The sequence below is a fragment of the Streptomyces sp. NPDC002588 genome (assembly GCF_040295925.1).
Lineage (GTDB): Bacteria > Actinomycetota > Actinomycetes > Streptomycetales > Streptomycetaceae > Streptomyces.
This window is the reverse complement of sequence record NZ_JBEOWF010000010.1, coordinates 132,902-149,294: the sequence shown is the minus strand read 5'-3', so window position 1 is coordinate 149,294 and position 16,393 is coordinate 132,902. Positions and strand designations below refer to the sequence as shown.

The following is a 16,393-nucleotide window of genomic DNA, read 5'->3' as shown; positions in this document are numbered from 1 at the left end:
GCAGCCATGCCGAGCATCGCCCACGACCCCGAGCACCGGCTGTGGGTCCTGTCCGGACCCGGCTCCAGCTACGTGCTGCACCTTGACGACGACCACCGGCTGCGCGGCCTGCACTGGGGGCCTGTCCTCACCCTCGAACAGGCCGTCTCCCTGCTGGAGCGGCCCGAGGCGGGACGCCGTTCCTTCGAGGATCCGGCCGACGGCACCCTGGACCTCGACACCGCGGGAGCCATGCGGTACGCCCTCGCGGGCGTCCAGGTCCGCTTCCCCGACGGAGTACGCGACCTGGAGCCCCGCCTCGTCGGGTATGAGCAGAGCGAGCACCCCCACGGGGGCACGGAGCTGGTGCTCCGGTTCGCCGACCGGCACTACCCGCTCGTCGTGGACGCCCACTACCGTCTGCACACCACGACCGACGTGATCGAACGTCACCTCGTGCTCCGCCACACCGGCACCGATGACGACGGACCGGTCACGGTCGTCCGCGCCGACTCGGCCACCTGGGTCCTGCCCCGGCTGGGCGAGTACCGCCTCAGCCAGGTCCGCGGCCAGTGGTCGGCCGAGACCCAGCTGAACCGGACACCACTGCCGTACGGAGAGCTGCTGCTCACCAGCCGCCGTGGCACCACCGGCCACCAGGCCAACCCATGGGCCATGATCGACGACGGCCGCACCAGCGAGGACCACGGTGCCGTCTGGTCGTGCGCGCTCGCCTGGAGCGGCAGCTGGCGGCTGACCGCCCAGCGGCTGCCCACCGAGCGGGTCACGCTGTCGGCGGGCTTCGGCCACGACCCGCTCACCTGGGAGCTGCCGCCCGGCGGCGAGCTGACGACCCCCGTCTGCGCGGGCGCCTACAGCGAGGGCGGCTTCGGTGCCACCAGCCGCCTGTGGCACCGCCACGTCCTGGACCGGGTCCTCCCCCACGCGGACGAGCTGCGGCCCGTGCTCTACAACTCCTGGGAGGCGACCGAGTTCGACATCGACGTCATCGGGCAGATCGAGCTGGCCGAAAAGGCGGCCGCACTCGGCGTCGAGCTGTTCGTCATGGACGACGGCTGGTTCGGCGCGCGTACCCACGACGCCGCCGGCCTCGGCGACTGGATCCCCAACCCGGCGCGCTTCCCCGACGGCCTCGGACCGCTGATCGACCGGGTGCACGACTTGGGCATGCGGTTCGGACTGTGGGTCGAGCCCGAGATGGTCAACCCCGACAGCGACCTCTACCGCGCCCACCCCGACTGGGTGCTCCACCAGCCGCACCGCCGCCGCACCGAGCACCGCAACCAGCTGGTGCTCAACCTCGCCCGCCCCGACGTCGCCGCATGGCTGCACGGCAGGCTCGACGACCTGCTGACGAAGAACGCGATCGACTTCCTGAAGTGGGACATGAACCGGCCCTTCACCGAGGCCGGCTGGCCCGGCGCGAAGGCGGACCAGGACCGCTTGTGGATCGACCACGTACGCAACCTGTACACGCTCCTCGACCGGCTGCGCGCCGACCACCCGGGGCTGCGCATCGAGTCGTGCAGCAGCGGTGGCGGCCGCCTCGACCTCGGCATCCTCGCCCGCACCGACCAGGTGTGGACCTCGGACAACACCGATGCCCTGGACCGCATGGAGATCCAGCACGGGTTCTCCCAGCTGTACCCGGCACGAGTCATGGGCGCCTGGGTCACCGACAGCCCCAACCCCTACACCGGCCGCAGCGCGCCCCTGGACTTCCGCTTCCACACTGCCATGACCGGCGTCCTGGGCATCGGCGGCGACCTGAACCGGTGGAGCGAGGCCGACCTGGCGCGGGCCGCCGACCTCGTGGCCGCCTACAAGCGCGTACGACACCTGGTGCAGCTAGGCGAACAGCACCGACTGCGGCCGCTCGGGGACGGCGACCTGAGCGCCGTACAGTACCTGGCCCCCGACGGGAAGGAGTGCGCCGTGATCGCTCTCCGGCGCTCACGGCACTTCGGCCACCGCGAACCCGCCCTGCCCTTGCGCGCCCTCGACCCAGCGGCCTGCTACCGCGACACCGCCACCGGCATCCTCCACCACGGCGCTGTCCTGCTCAGCCACGGCCTGCCGTTGGACCTGCCCGCCGACGACTGCGCCTCCACACTCGTCCACCTGGTCCGTGAGCGGACCTGACGACAGACGCCCGTGTGCCCCCGGAGCCGCCACCGGCTCCGGGGGCTGTCGTGGCTACGGGATCGAGACCCGGTAGACCCCGCTGGAGACGTCAGCGGCCGTCGGCGTGACGGTCACGCCGCCGAGGGACTGCGTCCGTCGGGGCGTCGCCGGGTCGTCCCAGTCGCACTTGGCGCCCTCCCAGGCGGAGATCCCGTAGGTGGTGCCCGCGGTGACCTGGTAGTCGGTGGCGATGACGGGCCGGGGCCAGACGCCGGAGACGTCGTAGTCGCTCACGCATGTGACCGAGGTGCCGTCGTCGATCCGGAGGCTGCCGAAGGACACGACGGAAGTGCCTTCCCCTCGGACCTGTGCGGGTACCTCTACGGTGAGCGAGGCCGTGGAGGCGGCGGACGCCGTGGGCGCCGCGGCGAGAGCGGTGACGCTGGTGAGGGCGAGCAGAGTGGTCAGGCCGACGGAGCGGGCCGTGCGGCGTGTGCGGGCGTCGGGGGGTGTGAGACGCATGTCTTCTCCAACCGGCTAAGTGTCAAAAGTGGCCGGCTTGCCGTGCCGGCGACGACGATGTGTTGAATCGTCAAGTAAAAGGTCTAACCTCTGCGACTTGAGGCATCAAGTGATGACCGTGTTAATGGCTTGAACTGTCAAGTCACTTGGCCTGACGGTCAGATGGGCGGGCCCCGGAGCGGTCAGCCCAGCGAGCGGTAGAAGTCCAGGTGGCGCCGCGCGGCGGTGTCCCACGTGTGGCGGGCCGCGAGCTCGCGCCCGGCGGTCCGCAGGGCCGGGTCGTGCTGCGCGAGGGCTTGGCCGAGTTGGCCGGCCAGGTCCTCCGGGGTGGCGGCGAAGCGGGCGGCGGGGCCGAAGACCTCACGCAGGACGGGCAGGTCCCGTACGACCAGCGGTACGCCCGCGGCCAGGGCTTCCATGGCGGCGAGGCCGAAGCCTTCCTTGAGGGAGGGGAAGGCGAAGGCGTCGGCGGCCGCGACGAGCGCCGGCAGTTCGTCGTCGGGCATCGGTCCGAGCACGACCGGCTCGACGCCCAGTTCCGCGGCGCGCTCCTCCCAGCGGGTCCGGTAGTCGCGGTAGTCGAAGAGGGTCTCGCCGCCCGCGATCACCAGCCGCACCTCGGGGCGCCGGGCGCGCAGCAGGGCGTACGCCTCCAGCAGGTCCAGGGAGCCCTTGCGCGGTTCGATCCCGCCCACGGTGAGGACGTACGGGCCGAGGCGGGAGCGCCAGGCGCCACGAGCCTCCGGGTCGGTCCTGGCGAAGCGCTCGTACGCCACGCCGTTGGGGATCACCTCGGCCTTGATGCCCCAGCCGGCGGTGAGTTCGTCCGCGACCGACCGGGAGACGCACAGGTGCGCGTACGGCTCGGCGATGGCCCGCTCGTGGCAGGCGGCCAGCTCGGGGGTGGTGAAGTGGTCGATGTGGTGGACGGTGCGGACGCAGCCGCCGTTCACCGCGTTGGCGCTGATGCAGTCCTGGGCGTGGACGACGTCGTACGCCGCCCCGAAGGGCTCGAACGCCTCGCGCAGGACAGTGATGGAGCGCAGGATGCGCTCGCCGACCGTCTCCTGGGGCGGGCCGTCGGGGAACGGCACGATCCGCACCCGTACGGCCGGGCCCACGGGCCGGAAGAAGCCCGCGTCGCCGCCCCGCCCCAGCGACCACACCGTGACGTCCTCGCCGAGCGCCGCGAGGGCCTCGGCGAGGGCGAGGGTGTGGACGACGCCTCCGCGGGGCTTGGTGGAGTAGCTGAGCAGGGCGATCTTCACGACGGGGTCTCCCGGTAGGCGTCAGGGCGGCGTTCGTCGAGGTGCCGCAGCACCCGCCGGGCGCGGTCGATCTCCTCGGCCACGTCCACCTCGGCGACGGCCAGGCCCGCCTTGGCCCAGGTGCGGGCGAGGATGTCCCCGCCGGGGCCGACGACCTTGGACTGGCCGAGGAAGCGCATGCCGCCCATCGCGCCGGTCTGGTTGGAGGAGGCCAGGACGACCTGGTTCTCGGCGGCGCGGGCCTGGTCGTACAGGTCGAAGAGCTTGGCCTGGCGGTCCTGGGCCATGCGTGGGGCGCGGTTGGTGATGCTGGTGGGCCAGGCGGACAGGCAGGCGAGGATCTCGGCGCCGTCCAGGGCCAGGGAGCGGGCGGACTCCGGGAACGTCTTGTCGTAGTCGATGAGCATGCCGATCCGACCGACCGGGGTGTCGAAGGCGTCGAAGCGGTCGCCCGGCGCGTAGGCCGCGACCTCGCCGGCCGGGAGGTGGACCTTGCGGTGACGGCCCAGGACGCCGTCGCCGCTGACGCACACCGCGGAGTTGTACCGCTCGTCGCCGCCGTCCTCGCAGTAGCCGACGCACACGACCATCTCGGCGGCGAGGCGGGCGACTTGGAGGATCAGCGGGTCGTCCGGCTTGAGGGCCGGGGGCAGTGCCTCGGGGTCGGGGTGGCGCAGGTCGGCGAGGTAGCCGCCGAGCGCGGCGTCGGGCAGGACGAGCAGTCCGGCGCCGGACGACCGGGCGTCGTCGATGAGTTTCGCGATACGCGCGAGGTCGAACTCCAGGTCGCGGCCGAAGTGGGCGGCGGCGGCCGCGATCCGGACGGTGCTCATGTGCTGACTGCTCCTGCGTGCGTGTAGGTTTCCGGGCGCCGGTCGCGCAGGTGCCCCATCGATCGGCGGGCCGTCTCCAGGGCCTGGGCGACGTCTAGTTCGGCGATCGCCAGACCGGCTTCGACACCGGTGTCGGCGAGGATCTCGCCGCCCGGGTCGACGACCTTGGCGCTGCCGACGAAGCGTAGCGACCCGAAGGTACCCGCCTGGTTGGCGGAGATCCACACGATCTGGTTCTCCAGGGCGCGGGCCCGGTCGAAGAGGTCGAAACGGCGCTTCCAGCGGTCGTTGACCAGATCGGTCGCGGCGTTCGTCCGTGCGCCCGGCCAGGCCGAGACGACCACTCCGATCTCGGCGCCGTCCAGGGCCAGCGCGCGGGCCGACTCCGGGAACGCCTTGTCGTAGCAGATCATCATGCCGATCCGGCCGACCGGGGTGTCGAAGGCGTGGAAGCGGTCCCCGGAGGAGTAGCTGGCGTCCTCGCTCAGCGGCTGGTGGACCTTGCGGTGGTTGCCCAGCACACCGTCGCCGTTGACGCAGACGACGCTGTTGTACCGGGTGTCGCCGGCGGCCTCGCAGTAGCCCGCGACCACGGTCATCTCACCGGCCAGGGAGGCCAGTCGGCGAATCTCGGGGCCGTCGAGGGCGAGCGCGGGCGGGCCCTCGTCCAGTTCGCTGTCGTCGTCGAGGCTGAGCAGGTATCCGCCGAGGCATGCCTCCGGCAGAGCGAGGAGCTGTACCTCCTGCTCGCGGGCCTCCTTGATCAACCGCTCGGCGATCGCGAAGTCCTCTTCGAGGTCGCGGCCGAACTCGGCGGCAACTGCGGCCATGCGAAGGGTGGTCATGCGGTCCCCATCCCGGTCACCGTGGAGGTGACCGCTTCTGTGATCTCTCCGTCGGGCCAGCGCAGCCCGACGCCTTGTCCTTCGGTCAGTTCTCCGCACACAGCGCCCGTAGCGGGCCCGGCGGGGAGGGGTGGTGTGCCCGGCGCGTCGGCGGTGAGCATCGCGAAGCCGGGGAAGCAGGTCAGCCAGTCCCCCGCCGATGCCGCCCGCGGCCGGGGCACGGCGGCCACGTCGAGGACGGCTCCGCAGCCGCTCGCCTCGGCGAGCATGCCGAGGGTGCCGGCGATCCCCGCCATCGACACGTCCTTCGCGGCGGCGGGCCGGGCGGCGGCCACCGCGCCGGTCATGGTGCGCAGTTCGTCCGTACGACGGTGGGTGGTCGAGTCCCACTGGCGGCCCCGGTAGCCCGGCCGCCAGCCTCCGCCGAGGTCGGCTGTCAGCCGTACGGTGTGTCCGGGCCGCCCGCCGCCGCCCGGGACCGGACGGTCCGTGCGGCCGAGGGCGGTCACCGACAGGGCGGCGGGGACGCCCAGTTGGGTGTGCCCGCCGAGCACCGGCACGCCGTACGCCTGTGCCGCCCGCCCCAGTCCGGCGAGGATCCGCGCGGCATGCGCGGCGTCCTTCGCGCCCACCGCGTCGAGCAGTCCGAGGGGTGAAGCACCCATCGCGGCAAGGTCGTTGACGTTCACGAGGACCGCGCACCAGCCCGCCCAATCGGGGTCCCGCTCCACCATGGACGGCACGATCGCGTCGCAGGCGGCGATCACGTCCGTACCGGGGACGGGCGCCCCGTCGTCGCCGACGAAGCCCGAGGGAGCAGGGAGCGCGGCGAGTAGGGGCCCCAGCGGCGCCTTCGTGGCAGCCGCCTGTGCCGCGATCCGCCCGATCGGCCACCGCATCAGCACATGCGGGGTGTCCGCGACCGTCGTCTCACGCACCGGACGCCAGCCGAGCCGCTTGAAGAGGACCGTGTTGTGGGCCTGGACGGTCGCGTCGAAGCGCAGCACGCCTTCGGCCTCCGCGCGGGCGCAGGCGGCCCGGACGAGTGCGGCGCCGATGCCGTGCGGACCGCGGGCGCCGGGGGCGACGACGAGCCGGCCGCCGGCCCACCAGCCGATGTCGGGGCCGTCGGCGACCGGACCGAGCCGTACTCCGCCGACGACCGCACCCGCATGGTCCTTGGCAACCAGCACGAGGGTGCGGGGGTCGGCGTCCCGGTCGTCGAGGTCGTGACCCGTGAACAGGCCCTGCTCGTGGACGAAGGCGTCCCGGCGCAGCTGCCGGTAGGCGGCCACCTCCGCTTTGTCCGCGGCCTGTTCTATGTGGAACGCGGGCCGACGGGCGAGCGTGCTGCGGTCGCCGAGCAGGGCCAGGATGTCGACCGGCCCGTCCACCATGGACGGCGCCGCGGATCCGTCGAGGTACACGGCCCTCACCCGCCCGCCGTCTTGAGCACGCTGCACGCCCCACAGGCCGCGCAGCCCGCCTTCTGGTCGGCGCCGCTCATCCCGGCCGCGCGCAACTTCGCCGCGACGCCCTCGGTGACGTACCTCAGCAACTCCGCGTCGGGCGCACGGACCCCGTCGCGGGCGGCGAGCGTGCCGCCCATCGGGCGGAAGGGAACGACGAAGGGGTACACGCCCCGGTCGATCAACCTGCCCGCTCCCGCGATGAGTTCGTCAGGATCCTCGCCGAGGCCGACGAGGAGGTAGGTGGAGACCCGGTTGGGCCCGAAGACCCGTACCGCCTCGTCCCACGCGGCCTCGTACTCGGCCATCGACACCGTCGACTTGCCCGGCATCCAGCGTCGGCGCACCTCGTCGTCGAGGGACTCGACGTGGATACCGATCGCGGTGGCCCCGGCATCGTGGAGCGCGCGGATCCACGCGAGGTCACCGGGCGGCTCGCACTGCACCTGGACGGGCAGTTCGGGCACCGCCTTCAGGACGGCACGCACGGACCGTACGAGATTCCGCGCGCCCCGGTCCGGTCCGGTCGTCGTGCCGGTGGTCATCACCATCTGCCTGACGCCGTCCAGCCGCACGGCCGCCTCGGCGACCTCGGCGAGTTGGGCAGGCGTTTTCGCGGCCACCGTCGCACCCGAGCGCAGGGACTCCTCGATGGTGCAGAAGCGGCAGCGGTCGGACTCGGCGTATCGGATACAGGTCTGGACGACGGTGGTGGCGAGGACGTCGGCGCCGTGCAGACGGGCGATCTGCTCGTAGCGGACGCCTTCAGCGGTCGTCAGGTCGTAGAACTTCGGTCGCTGTACGGCTTCGAGGGTGAGCCCGGTCTCCTCCTCGCCGAGCCAGACCTTGCCGTCGCGTACGGAGTAGGGGCTGTCGGGGTTGGTGGGCAGCGCGGCGTTGGCACCGTCGACGAGGACGTGTCCGTCGTCGCTGGGCCCCGCGCCGTCGGGCCTGCGCACGGGCGCTTCCAACGCGACGCCGTGCAGGGCGAGTTCGGTGCGGGTCATGATCCGCACGTCCACCGCTGTGTTGGTGCCAACGCTCACGGCCTGCCCCTTACAGCTGGTAGGTGGAGTTGATGATGGCGCCCTTGCGCGCGTAGTGGATCAGCGCGTCCTGGACGTCGAGGGGGTGGGTCGGGATGACGCCCTCGATCAGGTCCTCCTCGCGGGCGCCGTGCAGCGACAGGCCGAAGCGGCAGCAGAAGACCTTGCCGCCCTCCGCGATGAACGTCTTGAGCTGGTTGTTGATGTTGTGCTCGCCGGGGAAGGCGGAGTTGCCGACGGTCGGGAAGCCGCGCGTGGCAAGGCAGTTGAGCGAACCCGGGCCGTAGAAGTAGATGGCGGTCTCGAAGCCCTTGCGCAGGGCGCGGGTGGCCTGGAGCACGGCGACGAAGGAGACCGACGACTCGTGGGCGATGCCGTGGACGAGGGTGAAGTAGGTCTCGCCGTCCTCGGCCTTGTAGTCGGGGAAGACCTTGGTGTCGCCGTAGATGCTGGTGCCCTCGGGGAGGGAGGGGTGGGGGATCTCGTTGAGGGACTTCTGCTCGATCTCGCTGAGTTCGGCGGTGACGGTGGATTCGGACATGGCTGTCTCCTTGCAGATGAGGGGAGTTGACGGTGGATCAGTCGTACAGCGCGGCGAATGTGTCCTTGAAGACCAGTTCGCCGAGTTCGCCGCCGCCGGTCGCTTCGGCGAGCCGGGCGTACTCGCCCGTGAAGTCGCCCCACGGCTGGTCGCTGGCGAAGAGCACCCGGTCGTGGCCGATGCCGCGGCGCTCGATCTCCTGGGCCAGCCAGCGGGGAGTGAAGCCGATGGCCCAGGAGAGGTCGGTGTAGACACGCTTGCCGGCCGTGATCCAGTCGAAGAACCGGGAGCCGACAAGCTTGATGTGGCCGCTCATCCCGCCGCCGAAGTGCACGAGATGGACGGGGACCTGGTCTGCGTACCAGTCCACCAGGTTGCCGACCTCGTCGATGTCGGAGGCCGCGCCCGGCGAGGTGTGGACGTGGACGACCAGACCGTGGCGGCCGGCCTCCTGGAAGATCCGGTCCAGCATCGGACGGCAGGCCGGATCGGTGGGACGCCCGCCCAGCAGGAAGCTCAGCTTCAGTGCCTTCACTCCCTGCTCCCCTGCCAACGCCAGTGCCTGATCGGTGCGTTGTGCGTCCTCCGGGCGCGGGGACACCCACAGTCCGGCCCGGATCCGGTCGTCGCTCTGCGCGGCCTCGATCGCCAGTTCGTTGAAGGAGAAGGCGATCGCGGGGTCGGGGACGCCGTAGTTGGGGATGACAAGGGCGCGTTCGGTGCCCTCCGCGTCGAGGTCGGCGACGAGTTGCTTGACGGTGGCACGGGCGGTGGTGTCGGGGTGGACGGGCGGGCCGCCGTAGAAGGGGTAGGCGGGCAGGACGCCGATGTGGCGGTGTGCGTCGTAGACCATGTCCTTGGGTCCTCAGCCGATCGGGAGGGCGGAGGCGAGTTCGCTGGGCGCGCCGGTGAGGGCACCGCAGACGTCCGCCATGCGGCGCGAGGCGTCGATGTGGTTCGCCAGGAACTCGGCGTCCCGGCCCACCGCCTCGAAGCGTCCGGAACCCCACGAGTACTGCCAGGGCAGGCCCAGGAAGTACAGGCCCGGCGTACTGGTGGCGCCCCGCCAGTGCATCGGGTAGCCGCGGCCGTCGAAGGCCGGTATCTCGACCCACCGGTGGTCGCGGGTGAAGCCGGTCGACCAGACGACGGAGGTGATGCCGGCGGCCTCCAGATCCAGCGCGGCCGCCTGCTCGGAGGGCTCCCAGACCGGTACGTACCGAGCCTCGTCCGGGGCGTCGATCCCGTGCGCGGTGATGTACGCGTCGATGCTGTCCTTGATGCCCTCGGCCACCGCGTCCGCGCGGTCGAGGTTGACCTTCAGGTCGTCGGCGAAGTCCATGTGCGTGCCGTCGATGCCGGTCAGTCGCCCGTACAGGCGCATCCCGTCGCGGGCGAAGGCCCGCAGGTCGATGTCACGACCCCCGTCACGCCCGGTGACGTAGTGGTTGACCCGCATCCGGACGGCACCGGCGTCGTCGAACTCGCCGATGTCCTTGGCGTAGTAGCCCATGTCGTCCAGCCAGGCCACACAGTCCCGCCCGCGGTAGAAACGGGCTACGCGGGGCGCACTGCCGACGGCCAGGTGCACCTGCCGGCCGGCCAGATGCAGATCCTCGGCGATCTGGCATCCGGACTGGCCCGTGCCGACCACCAGGACGGCGCCCTCGGGAAGCTGGTCCGCGTTGCGGTAGCGGGAGGAGTGGATCTGCTCGACGCCGGCGGGCAGCCGCTCGGCCATCCGCGGGACCGAGGGGGTGTGGTACGGGCCGGTGGCCACCACCACCTGGTCGGCGGTGAAGTCGCCTTCCGATGTGCTCAGTTCGAAGACACCGCTCGGAGACCGCCGCAACCCGTCGACGGACACTCCCTCCGCCAGCGGGGGCTGGAAGAAGGCGACGTAGTCCTCCAGGTACCGGATGATCTCGTCACGGACCATGAACCCGTCGGGGTCGTCCCCCGGATAGGGGTAACCGGGCAGTTTGCACTGCCAGTTGGGGGTCACCAGGCAGAACGAGTCCCAGCGTCGCTCGCGCCACTCGTGGCCGACCCGGTTCCGTTCGACGACGACGTGCTCGATACCGCGCTCACGCAGGCAGTAACTGACCGACAGCCCCGCCTGGCCGCCACCGACAACCGCGACCGGGTAGTGGGCCCCGGCCAGCCGCGGCGCGTTCACCGCGCGCTCCCGTCGGCGTTGCTCAGGGCCTCGACCGCGACCTTGGCCCCGTCGAGGGAGGCGTACGTGGCCGCGGTCTCCTCGATCTGCGCCAGCTGGTCGGAGGCACCGGTGCAGGCGAACCCGTACTTCTCGCGCACCCGGTCGCTCGCGATTCCGAGCGCCGTCCGGCTCCGCTCCAGGAAGTCACCGAGCTCGTACACGCCACCGGTGGTGAGGTAGTCCTCGATCACCGTGGAAGGTGAGTAGCAGCGCTGGGTCTCTCCGTCGGGCCAGCGCACATGGAAATACAGCTCCGGCATGAAAATCCTCCATGCGAGGCGCCGAGGTTTTGCCACCTCGCCGCTGGTTGTGGCGACCACTTCAGCCAGCGGGAATTACGGAACGAGGTCATCCGGAATAAAGCGGAGTTACGGGGTCCTCACCACGGGTGTTGATTCGCGTACGCAGAGTTGCCTCTGAGGCAAATTCGGGCCTTCATTCAAGGCGTCCACGGCCCGGGCAGAGGCGAATCCCGCCTTTCAGTCGACCTGCTCGACCTGTCGGGCCAGTTCATGCAGGTGAACTGCGAGATGAAGTCTCAGGATGTGGTCGGGCTGCTGCCAGTCCCGTCCGAGCAGGCTGCCGATGCGGTCGATCCGCTTGAGCAGCGTGTTGGTGTGGATGTGCAGCGCGCGGGCAGTGCCGGCCAGGTTGCGGGCGTTGGCGAAGTACGCGGCGAGGGTGCCCACCAGGTCGGTTCCCCGCTCCGAATCGTGGGCGACGAGCCCGCCGAGGGAGTCGTCGAGGAACGCGTCGAGATCCTGGTCCCGATCGGGATCGAACAAGATCGTGTACATGGCGAGCTGCTCCGTGGTCGTACCGCCGTCCCGCACCCCGAGACCGCGCAGCAGCCGGCAGCAACGGCTCGCCACGGTGACGCCGCGACCGAGTGGCTCCGTACCGGGCGGGACGGGTGCGGCACAGACGAGAGCGGGGACGCCGAGCACGCGCCTGAGGCGCTGATGGACGGCCTTCGCGGCCTCTGCAGCGTCCTTGCCGCGGATCAGCGCCACCGGGACTCCGAGGTGTTCGCCCGCCAGACCGTCGTACTCCTCCGCGAGGCCGTGCAGCAGGCGGGTGGTGTCAGCGAGCCGGTCCTTCGCCGTGGCCACCACCAGGACGGTGTCCAGACGCTCAGGCTCGATGTGCCGGGCGCGTGCGCGCAGCGCGAGCTCGCTGGAGAACGGGCGTGGCGCGGTGAGGAGTTGGGTGAGCAGCTCGCCCCGTACGCGTTCTTCGGCCCGTACGACGGCGTCCTGGGTCAGGGTCAGCAGGGCCGCGGTCTGCGCGGCGCGTTCGAGGGTGCGCGCCTCGACCGGGTCCGGGTCGCTGTGGCGGGACAGGACCAGGGCGCCCATGTGGGTCGCGCCGACGACGACCGCCGCCACGGTGTGGCGCAGCGTGGCGCCGCGGTCGACGGTGACGCAGCGCCCGGACCTGCGGCTGTCCTCGATGCCGAGGACGATCGCCGCGGCCATGCGCGGGCAGGCGGTGAGGACGGCCCGCTCGCGGACCTTCGCCTCGTCCTCGTCGGCGGGCTCTCCGCGCGCGACGAGCACGCGCTGGGCGTGGTCGAGGAGCAGCACACCGCCGCCCAGGGTGTCCACGACGAGGTCCGCCACGGCACCCACGTCGCCGCCGGCGAGCACCAGCCGGGTGAGCGCCCCGTGGACGGCCTCGGCCTCCTCGATCGTCGCGTACGCCCTTTCCAGGGCCTGCAGCGCGCGGCGGCTCTCGTCGTACAGCCGCGCGTTCTCCAGCGCCACCGCTGCATGGTCCCCGAAGGCCGTCAGCAGGGCGACGTCGTCCCGGACGAACGGCCGCTCCTGCCGGTTCGCCGCGATCAGCGTGCCGAGGAACCGGCCGCCCGCGACCAGCGGAACCCCGAGCATCGACACGATGCCCTCCGCCTCGATGGCACTGTCGACGCGGGGATCATGGACGATCTCGGTCGACGCCAGGTAGTCGCTCTCCCAGTACGGGGCCCGCGTGGTGGCCACGCGCCCGGCGATGCCGACGTGGGCCGGCGCGTGCACCCGCTCACCGAACCCCGGGGTCAGCGTGCCGACCGTGGAGCGCACCCGCAGGTACGTTCCGTTCTCCTCCAGGACCGCCAGATACGCGAGGTCGGTGCCGATCAGGTCGTGGGCGTGCTCGACGACGCTGGCCAACACCTCGTCCAACCCGCGCAGGGCGGTCAGGGAACGCGCCGTGGCGTACAGGCTGGACAGTTCGCGCTCCCGGCGGCGGTGCCGCTCGATCAGCTCGTCGTCCGTGCGATCCATGAGACGTCCTAGGTTGCCGCCCCCTGCCGAGTGTGTGAATCATATGCCTTATCCGCGATCAGAGTGGAGGATTCCCACCTCTGCACGGCTGGAGCATCGCCGTAGCGTTTCGGACAACGAGCGGTGAATCACCCCGCTCGCCGTACCGGCCGCCTACAGGCCCTTCCATCGCATGCTCGGGAAGGATCTCGCATGATCACATCCCCTCACCCGGCCAGTCCCACCTGGGACCGCATCGCCCTGCCCGACCCCACGGTCCGGGAGCGCGTCAGCGCGGAGGAATGGGCGGTGCGCGTGGATCTGGCCTCCTGCTACCGGCTGATCGCCCGGTACGGCTGGACCGACATGATCTACAACCACATCTCGGCCAGGGTGCCCGGCACTCACGACCGGTTCCTGATCAACGCCTTCGGTCTCCTCTACGAAGAGGTCTGCGCGTCGAACCTGGTCACGGTCGATCTGGCGGGCAACGTCCTGGACGGCCCCGAGTCGGGCGCCAACCCAGCCGGCTTCCTCATCCACTCCGCCATCCACCGGGCCCGTCCCGAGACGGCGTGTGTGTTGCACACCCACAGCAAGGCCGGTTCCGCCGTGGCGGCACAGCCGCGCGGTCTGCTCGACATCAGCCAGCACGCCATGCGGTTCCACGGCCGGCTGGCCTACCACGACTTCGGCGGCATCGTGCTGGACGAGGCGATGCAGGACAAGCTGGTCGGCGACCTCGGCGACAAGCGGGCGCTGATCCTGCGCAACCACGGCCTGCTCACCACCGGCAAGGACGTCCGCTCGGCGTTCGAGGACCTCTACTACCTCGAACTGGCCTGCCAGATCCAGATCGCCGCGCAGGCCGGCGGCACGGTGATCGAGTGCGACGAGGAGATCGCCGAGCACACCGCCCGGCAGTTCGACACGTCCAACGAGGCCTTCATCCACGGCCGCGACTGGGCCGCCCTGCGCCGCATGCTCGACCGCACCAATCCGTCGTACGCGGAATGAGCCGTCCCATGGGAAGCGAGCAGCTCACTACGCGGTCGGTCCGGGCCCGCGCCGTCGACGTCCCCCTGTCCCGGCCGGTCCGGACAGCGGTGGGCGATGTGCCCACGGCACCGCTCGTCCTGATCGACGTCGGCACCCACCAGGGGGTCCGCGGCCGGTCGTACATCTTCGGATACACGGACCGGACCCTGGGCTCTCTGGTCCGCCTCATCACCGACATCGGACCCGAGCTTGTCGGGAAGTCCGTGGCTCCGGCGGAGCGCATGCGCGCCTTCGACCGCCGCTTCAAGCTCCTGGGGTGGCAGGGCCTCGTGGGGATGGTGGTCGGCGGTCTCGACATGGCCCTGTGGGACGCCCTCGGCCGGGCGGCTGGGCTCCCCGTCGTCACCCTCCTCGGCGGCGAGCCCAAACCCCTTCAGTCGTACGACAGTTACGGCGTCGTCGACCCGGCCGAGGATGGCCCGGTCCTGGAGAAGGCGATCGCCCGCGGATTCCGCGGCATCAAGATCAAGCTTGCCGGCCGGACCACGGAGGACGACGTGAAAGTCGTACGGGAGGTCCGGGAGATCATCGGCCCCGAGGTGGCGCTGATGGTCGACTACAACCAGTCGCTCACCCCCACCGAGGCCGTGAAGCGCATCAACCGCCTCACCGAGTACGACCTCACCTGGGTGGAGGAGCCGGTACCCGCCGACGACCTCCACGGTCACGCCGCTGTCCGCCGCGCCTCCCCCGTCCCCGTGCAGACGGGTGAGAACTGGTGGTTCCCGCGCGGCATGGCGAACGCGGTCGCGGCCCGGGCCAGTGATCTCTGCATGCTGGACATCATGAAGATCGGCGGGGTGACCGGCTGGATCCAGGCGATGGGCCAGGCCGACGCGGCCTCGCTCCCGCTGTCCAGCCACCTCTTCCCGGAGGCGAGCGCGCACACCCTTGCGGTGACGCCGACGGCCCACTGGCTGGAACACCTCGACTTCGCCGGCCCGCTGCTGGCCGAACCCGTACAGCCGGTCGACGGCACGATCACCGCGCGAGGACCCGGACTCGGCATCACCTGGGACGAGGAGGCCGTGGCGCGCTTCAGCTGCTGAGACTTCCCGAGCCGGATCGTCACCCACCCGCACTGGAGGACACCGCTCGCACCTGCACACCTGATCGAATGGAGTACGAGACGTGTCTTCCGTAGTGCGCGTAGCGGCCGTACAGGCCGAACCCAAGTGGCTGGACCTCGACGCCGGCGTGGCCCACGCCGTGGACCTCATCGCCCAGGCCGCGGCCGGCGGGGCCGAACTGGTTGCGTTCCCCGAGGTGTTCCTGCCCGGCTATCCGTGGTGGATCTGGCTGGACTCCCCCCTCGCGGGCATGCAGTACGTCCCCCGCTACGCGGAGAACTCCATGACCCGCGACGGAGAACACCTGGCCCGCATCGCGGCGGCCGCCGCCGAGCACGGCATCTTCGTCGTCCTCGGCTTCGCCGAACGCACCGTCACCGGCAGCCTCTACATGGCCCAGGCGACCATCGACGACACCGGCCGCATCCTCTCCGTGCGCCGCAAGCTCAAGCCGACCCACGCCGAACGCACCGTCTACGGCGAGGGCGACGGCAGCGACATCCAGGTCCACGAGACCAGACTCGGCCGGCTCGGCGCGCTCAACTGCGCCGAGAACATGCAGCCGTTGACCAAGTACACGATGTTCAGCAAGGGCGAGCAGATCCACGTCGCCTCCTGGCCCAGCTTCTCCGTCTACCGGGGGAAGGCGACGGCGCTCGGTCCCGAGGTGAACACCGCCGTGAGCCTGGTGTACGCCGTCGAGGGCCAGACCTTCGTCCTCGCACCCTGTGCCACGGTCGGCCAGGCCGCCCAGGAACTGTTCTGCGACACCGACGCCAAGAAGGAACTCCTGCTGCAGGGCGGCGGATTCACCCGCATCTACGGCCCCGAGGGCAGCGAACTCGCCAAGCCGCTGCCCGAGACCGAGGAAGGCATCCTCTACGCCGACCTCGACTTCGCCCTCCTCTCGATCGCCAAGAACGCCTACGACCCAGCCGGTCACTACTCCCGCCCGGACGTCTTCACCCTCATGTTCAACCCGAACGCGACCCACGCGGTCCAGCTCGTCGGCCCGACCGGCGGCGCGTCGGTCACAGGACCCGGACCCGCCATCGCCGCCACCGAGCCGGCCGAATCCGGCACGGACACGGCGGTGGCGGACTGAGCACGGGAGGGTGGCACTGGGTGACC

General features: G+C 71.0%; 15 protein-coding genes. 4 read left to right on the top strand and 11 right to left on the bottom strand.

The genetic code is table 11. From position 1 onward, the window contains the following. Window positions 1-6 precede the first annotated feature (6 nt). Window positions 7-2,142 carry an alpha-galactosidase gene (locus ABT057_RS13855; RefSeq protein ID WP_352343023.1) on the top strand — a complete coding sequence of 712 codons (2,136 nt, stop codon included), beginning with the start codon at window positions 7-9 and terminating at the stop codon, window positions 2,140-2,142. 54 nt (window positions 2,143-2,196) lie between these two features. Here the strand turns inward: ABT057_RS13855 and ABT057_RS13850 are convergent, their stop codons facing one another. The 11 genes from ABT057_RS13850 to ABT057_RS13800 form a co-directional block, all read right to left on the bottom strand. Further along, window positions 2,197-2,646 (bottom strand): hypothetical protein, encoded by a 450-nt coding sequence (locus tag ABT057_RS13850; protein WP_352343022.1) that lies wholly within the window; start codon window positions 2,644-2,646, stop codon window positions 2,197-2,199. Window positions 2,647-2,828: 182 nt separating this feature from the next. Then, window positions 2,829-3,914 carry an MSMEG_0565 family glycosyltransferase gene (locus ABT057_RS13845; RefSeq protein ID WP_352343020.1) on the bottom strand — a complete coding sequence of 362 codons (1,086 nt, stop codon included), beginning with the start codon at window positions 3,912-3,914 and terminating at the stop codon, window positions 2,829-2,831. Further along, on the bottom strand, window positions 3,911-4,747 hold the full coding sequence (locus ABT057_RS13840) for a carbon-nitrogen hydrolase family protein (RefSeq protein WP_352343018.1): 837 nt from the start codon (window positions 4,745-4,747) through the stop codon (window positions 3,911-3,913). The genes ABT057_RS13845 and ABT057_RS13840 overlap by 4 nt, the downstream gene beginning before the upstream one ends. After that, window positions 4,744-5,592 (bottom strand): carbon-nitrogen hydrolase family protein, encoded by an 849-nt coding sequence (locus tag ABT057_RS13835; RefSeq protein WP_352343017.1) that lies wholly within the window; start codon window positions 5,590-5,592, stop codon window positions 4,744-4,746. Before ABT057_RS13835 ends, ABT057_RS13840 begins: the two co-directional genes overlap by 4 nt. Further along, window positions 5,589-7,055: an MSMEG_0567/sll0787 family protein gene (locus ABT057_RS13830; RefSeq protein ID WP_352343016.1), complete on the bottom strand. Its 1,467-nt coding sequence runs from the start codon at window positions 7,053-7,055 to the stop codon at window positions 5,589-5,591. Before ABT057_RS13830 ends, ABT057_RS13835 begins: the two co-directional genes overlap by 4 nt. Continuing rightward, window positions 7,025-8,107, bottom strand: a complete 1,083-nt coding sequence (locus ABT057_RS13825) for an MSMEG_0568 family radical SAM protein (protein ID WP_352343015.1) — start codon at window positions 8,105-8,107, stop codon at window positions 7,025-7,027. Before ABT057_RS13825 ends, ABT057_RS13830 begins: the two co-directional genes overlap by 31 nt. Window positions 8,108-8,117: 10 nt before the next feature. Next, complete coding sequence (locus ABT057_RS13820; RefSeq protein WP_352343013.1) at window positions 8,118-8,648, bottom strand: MSMEG_0572/Sll0783 family nitrogen starvation response protein; 531 nt, start codon at window positions 8,646-8,648, stop codon at window positions 8,118-8,120. Window positions 8,649-8,685: 37 nt separating this feature from the next. Beyond that, window positions 8,686-9,501: an amidohydrolase family protein gene (locus ABT057_RS13815; protein WP_352343011.1), complete on the bottom strand. Its 816-nt coding sequence runs from the start codon at window positions 9,499-9,501 to the stop codon at window positions 8,686-8,688. Window positions 9,502-9,513: 12 nt separating this feature from the next. After that, window positions 9,514-10,827: an MSMEG_0569 family flavin-dependent oxidoreductase gene (locus ABT057_RS13810; RefSeq protein ID WP_352343009.1), complete on the bottom strand. Its 1,314-nt coding sequence runs from the start codon at window positions 10,825-10,827 to the stop codon at window positions 9,514-9,516. Continuing rightward, a complete protein-coding gene (locus tag ABT057_RS13805) occupies window positions 10,824-11,129 on the bottom strand; it encodes an MSMEG_0570 family nitrogen starvation response protein (RefSeq protein ID WP_352343008.1) in 306 nt (101 codons plus the stop codon). The genes ABT057_RS13810 and ABT057_RS13805 overlap by 4 nt, the downstream gene beginning before the upstream one ends. Window positions 11,130-11,348: 219 nt before the next feature. Next, window positions 11,349-13,154: a helix-turn-helix domain-containing protein gene (locus tag ABT057_RS13800; protein ID WP_352343006.1), complete on the bottom strand. Its 1,806-nt coding sequence runs from the start codon at window positions 13,152-13,154 to the stop codon at window positions 11,349-11,351. Window positions 13,155-13,346: 192 nt separating this feature from the next. On the opposite strand from ABT057_RS13800, the gene ABT057_RS13795 reads away from it, so the two are divergent. From ABT057_RS13795 to ABT057_RS13785, 3 genes are all read left to right on the top strand, one after another. Continuing rightward, window positions 13,347-14,150 (top strand): class II aldolase/adducin family protein, encoded by an 804-nt coding sequence (locus tag ABT057_RS13795; protein WP_352343005.1) that lies wholly within the window; start codon window positions 13,347-13,349, stop codon window positions 14,148-14,150. An 8-nt stretch (window positions 14,151-14,158) separates the two neighbouring features. Further along, window positions 14,159-15,241 (top strand): enolase C-terminal domain-like protein, encoded by a 1,083-nt coding sequence (locus ABT057_RS13790; RefSeq protein WP_352343003.1) that lies wholly within the window; start codon window positions 14,159-14,161, stop codon window positions 15,239-15,241. A gap of 82 nt (window positions 15,242-15,323) precedes the next feature. After that, window positions 15,324-16,367 (top strand): carbon-nitrogen hydrolase family protein, encoded by a 1,044-nt coding sequence (locus ABT057_RS13785; protein WP_352343001.1) that lies wholly within the window; start codon window positions 15,324-15,326, stop codon window positions 16,365-16,367. Window positions 16,368-16,393 lie beyond the last annotated feature (26 nt).

Excerpts from the sequence above, each read along its gene's own strand:
- ABT057_RS13800 (WP_352343006.1), bottom strand. The coding sequence starts at position 13,154 with ATGGATCGCACGGACGACGAGCTGATCGAGCGGCACCGCCGCCGGGAG.
- ABT057_RS13795 (WP_352343005.1), top strand. The coding sequence starts at position 13,347 with ATGATCACATCCCCTCACCCGGCCAGTCCCACCTGGGACCGCATCGCC.
- ABT057_RS13790 (WP_352343003.1), top strand. The coding sequence starts at position 14,159 with ATGGGAAGCGAGCAGCTCACTACGCGGTCGGTCCGGGCCCGCGCCGTC.
- ABT057_RS13805 (WP_352343008.1), bottom strand. The coding sequence starts at position 11,129 with ATGCCGGAGCTGTATTTCCATGTGCGCTGGCCCGACGGAGAGACCCAG.
- ABT057_RS13850 (WP_352343022.1), bottom strand. The coding sequence starts at position 2,646 with ATGCGTCTCACACCCCCCGACGCCCGCACACGCCGCACGGCCCGCTCC.
- ABT057_RS13840 (WP_352343018.1), bottom strand. The coding sequence starts at position 4,747 with ATGAGCACCGTCCGGATCGCGGCCGCCGCCGCCCACTTCGGCCGCGAC.
- ABT057_RS13855 (WP_352343023.1), top strand. The coding sequence starts at position 7 with ATGCCGAGCATCGCCCACGACCCCGAGCACCGGCTGTGGGTCCTGTCC.
- ABT057_RS13815 (WP_352343011.1), bottom strand. The coding sequence starts at position 9,501 with ATGGTCTACGACGCACACCGCCACATCGGCGTCCTGCCCGCCTACCCC.
- ABT057_RS13820 (WP_352343013.1), bottom strand. The coding sequence starts at position 8,648 with ATGTCCGAATCCACCGTCACCGCCGAACTCAGCGAGATCGAGCAGAAG.
- ABT057_RS13835 (WP_352343017.1), bottom strand. The coding sequence starts at position 5,592 with ATGACCACCCTTCGCATGGCCGCAGTTGCCGCCGAGTTCGGCCGCGAC.